4 protein-coding genes are annotated in these 3671 nt (G+C 67.3%); all 4 read right to left on the bottom strand.

Translation table 11 applies throughout. From position 1 onward, the window contains the following. On the bottom strand, positions 1–1005 hold a 1005-nt coding region (locus AC5LSR_RS11415), incomplete at its 3' end, for a serine/threonine-protein kinase (protein ID WP_493468434.1). 139 nt (positions 1006–1144) lie between these two features. Continuing rightward, positions 1145–1420, bottom strand: coding sequence for a hypothetical protein (locus tag AC5LSR_RS11410; protein ID WP_250280552.1), 276 nt, complete (start codon positions 1418–1420; stop codon positions 1145–1147). Positions 1421–1701: 281 nt separating this feature from the next. Then, complete coding sequence (locus tag AC5LSR_RS11405) at positions 1702–2646, bottom strand: hypothetical protein (RefSeq protein ID WP_493464462.1); 945 nt, start codon at positions 2644–2646, stop codon at positions 1702–1704. Between the two features lie 729 nt (positions 2647–3375). Beyond that, the coding region (locus tag AC5LSR_RS11400; protein WP_493468433.1) for a WD40 repeat domain-containing protein at positions 3376–3671 on the bottom strand (296 nt) is incomplete at its 5' end.

Genomic DNA, 3671 nt, shown 5'->3' with positions numbered 1-3671 from the left:
ACCAGGCCCGACGGGTCCGGGGACGATCACTGTCGATCTGTCCGGTTGTCCCGCCCCGAACCCGGGGGAGGTCGGCGCCGGTGGCAGTGACGATGATGTGATCGTCTGCGAGCCCACGCCGGACAGCCAGCGAGCGAGTTCCCGTGGCCGGTCACCGGGCTCGTGCGCGAGCCCTTCCAGCACCAGGTCCGCGAGGAACGGCACGTTCCACAGCAGCGGGCTGGCGGCGAGCGCGGCCCTGGTCGCGGCCCGGTCCACGTCGCGTGGCCAGCCCGAAGCGTCGGGATAGTGCACGGGCGGCTGGCCGGTGAGCAGATAGACGACGGTCGCCGCGAACGCGTACCGGTCGCTGTCCGGCGTCGGCCGCGCCGCGTTCCCGGCCGCGAGCAGCTCCGGCGCGATATAGCCAGGGCTGCCCATGCCCAGCCGGGCCGTGCCGTCCGCGAGATTGGCCAGGCCGAAGTCGACCAGGATCACGCTGCCGTCGTCCTGCACGAGCAGGTTGCCCGGCTTGACGTCACCGTGCGCTACCGGAACACCGTTGGTGTCCTTCCCGCTGTGCAGGTAGTCGAGGGCCGTGGCCAGCTGCCGGGCGAAGCGGACACGCGTCGACAGGTCCGCGTCGCCGTGGGTCAGAAGCCACTGCCCGAGCGAGGTTCCTTCGACGTAGTCCATGACCAGGTACCTGTGTGGCGCGACGCCGGGCTGGACGTCTCCCTGCCAGTGCCGTGGCGCGCCGAGGAAGCCGCCGAAAACGCGGACGATCCCGGGATGCTTCAACGCCTGCAGCAACGAGACGTGCCGCGACCAGGAACGCTCGATATCCGGTGTCGCTCCGATGACCGGCCCGAAGTCCTTGACGGCGACGACGCTGCTGCCCGCTCCCCCCTCCGAGAGCGGTCGCACCGCCCGCCAGACGTCCCCCTCGCCCCCGGCGCCGAGGGACTCGATCAGCTGGTAGGCGTCCGGTTCCTGTTCGGGCCCCGCCCACAGGGCACTGCTCATCTGCCTGTTCCCCCACAGTGTTCCATGATTCACACAATGCTTCTTCTCGTTGCCGGCGGTGCGTACGGACCGGTCCTGATGAGGCTCCTGACATCCTCCTGGACGACCAGCACGGCACTGCCGCCAGCGCCGCCGCCCGCTATGCCCGTGGCCCCGGCGGTGGATTCCGGCGACCGCGGTCGAACAAGGAGAAAAGAACGTAGCCGACCGCCAGGAACGGCAGCACGAATATGATGGACGGGAACACGAACGTGCCGGAGTCCTGACCGGCCACATACACGCCGTAGCCAATGAAGGCGATACCGCCGGCAGCGCAGGACAGGCGGTCCCGGCCCCGTGCTGTCGGCAGAAAAACCATCCCTATGAAGACGATCCCGGACAGGACCGAGAACACCTCGTATGCTCCCCAGTGCATGGCCTCTCCTCCGTGGGCCTCGTGAACCGCTTACCGCACCAAAACAACACCGGCACGGGGCGGGATGGCCAGCGAGCGGGCCAGGTCGGGGGGACAGCCCCCGGATCCGGCCGGCTGCGGGGCCCGCGAAGTATGCTCGTCGGCGTGTTGCCGCCGGCCGGCCTTTCTCCAGCCGGGGCTCACCGGCCGGTCGTCCGGTGGGAGTGGCCGCGACGGTGAACCAGTACCAGCCGCCCGCGGTATGCCGGCCGTGCATACGGCCGGCAGCCGGCGGGGCATTGCTAGAAGGACCATTGCACGCCGTATCTCAGCCCCTGCCGGAGACTGAAGAACTCCGTCTGGACCTCGCCGATGGAGTCGACTTCCAGCAGGTCGTCGTTCGGGGTGAACTCGTCCGCTATTCTCGGATGCTCGCCGTTCAGCCGCCACAGCTTGCCGGGCAGCCGACCGGCGCCGAACCTGACCTTGAGGCTGAACCGGTCGAAGCGGCGCAGCGGGGTCAGGAGATAGTACGGCCGGAGCTCTTCCCGTGGGTATGCGGTGAACTGCACCGCATACTCGTGGCGCTCGCCGAGCCTGAGCGGCCGGGGCAGGCGGATGACGAACCGGGCGTAGTCCGGCCCGGGGCGGTGGCACTCGATTATCTCACCGCCATGGACCATCTCCGCGTGGATCTCACGTTCGGCTGCACCGCGTTCCGGTCCGGGCCGGACGCTCAGGGAGGCGATGATCTCGTCCAGTTCGTCGACGGTCGCCACGATCCGGCGTTCCTCGGTCAGCCGGGGAACCTCGAGATCGAAACGAAGCATCGATTTCAGGGACTCGACATACCATCCGTCCGGCACGTACTCGTTGTGACGTCCGCCTGGAGTGTCAGCCGCGCCGGTGATCTGTTCGGCGAGCATCCGGAAACCCTCGTCCATGCGACGGCGTGCGGTACGGGTGGAGTCGCCGAACTGCTTGGCCAGCCACGCCATCCGTTCGTGCAGAAACTTCTGATCTGTCTCTTCGTGCAGCGCCAGCGTGGCGAGGACGGCCAGGCGAAGATCGGACGGGAGCCGGCCGCACAGCTCGGTGAGACAGAGCACCAGCTTCCGCCGCGCGACCGACGGCGGGTCACCCGCGGAAATGTCGCAGGACAAGCGAAGACGCGGCCCTATACGGGCGTGGATGTCCTCGGCCAGCAGACCTCGGCCGCGGCGGATCTCGCACAGCTCTTTGATCATCTGGTCGTCATCCATACCGTACAGCCCCCCATCGGCCGCGTCCTCACGTTCGCCGCAATAGTAGAGGACTACGGACACAACGCAAGATTGGCCGTCGGACTCCCCCGGATGGAGCCGGCGCCTCGGATGCCAGATTGCCCGTCTGGAAGTCGAGTTGCCAAAAGAATGACAAATAATGGCCAGCCGGATGAGAGCCGGCGGGCGAATAGCCAAAAAATCAGCGATGGCCGGCCCGTCGACCGACCGGTCGACCGCGATTGGCTGCCACCCTCGACGGCTCGGCACCCAAAAGTAACCAGGCACACACCATCAGGTGGCAAAAAACTACTTCCAAACAAAAAAACTAGCGACAGGACGTCTCTGAATCCTGACGGTCAGCCATTTTCGCAGGTCCACCTGCCCCAGCCCGCACGGCCTGCCATGAAGTTCCGCTCACTCGGAGTCCATCGGGAGTCCCCCTTCCGGCTATCGCTCTTCCGCCACGAGGAGGCACCGGCGTCGGCCGGGCCGTGAGGCTGGGTGGGTGTGAACCCAGTGAAGAGCCGCTCGGGAGGCGCGGGAAGGGGTCGGCGAATGCCCGTACAGGTCCGTACGGACGTACTAAAGATCAGATAGTGATGATTGTCGGACGGGAGAGCCTCCGGACAGGCTGCGCGGTCCAGACAACCCCGCTCGCGATCGCTATGAGTACGGTCTCAGCGACTACAAGTAGTATGATCAGTAGCAGGATCAGCGCCTCCGGCACGGCGGACGGTAGGGCTTCCCCTCGATGTACCGCTCCCACTCGGCGGACGTGATCGGGTCCCCGCCGGTCGAGCAGATGGACGCCGCCACCCGCTCGAGGCCGGTGTCCCACAGCCGGACCGCATGGTTCTCCCCGCCGGCGGCCAGCACACCGCCCGGGCTGAAGGACACCGAATAGATCGCCTCGGCCGACGAGGTCAGCGTGGCCAGTTGCCGTGGCTGCCCGGGGCGGGTGGTGTCCCACAACCAGACGCTCTTGTCCGAGCTGCCGGCGGCAAGGG

The sequence above is a fragment of the Protofrankia sp. CiP1_Cm_nod4 genome, from assembly GCF_982290645.1.
This window is presented reverse-complemented; position numbering and strand designations above follow the sequence as displayed.

Bases quoted from the DNA above. Each gene is read 5' to 3' on its own strand.
- AC5LSR_RS11410 (WP_250280552.1), bottom strand. From the start codon at position 1,420: ATGCACTGGGGAGCATACGAGGTGTTCTCGGTCCTGTCCGGGATCGTC.
- AC5LSR_RS11405 (WP_493464462.1), bottom strand. From the start codon at position 2,646: ATGATCAAAGAGCTGTGCGAGATCCGCCGCGGCCGAGGTCTGCTGGCC.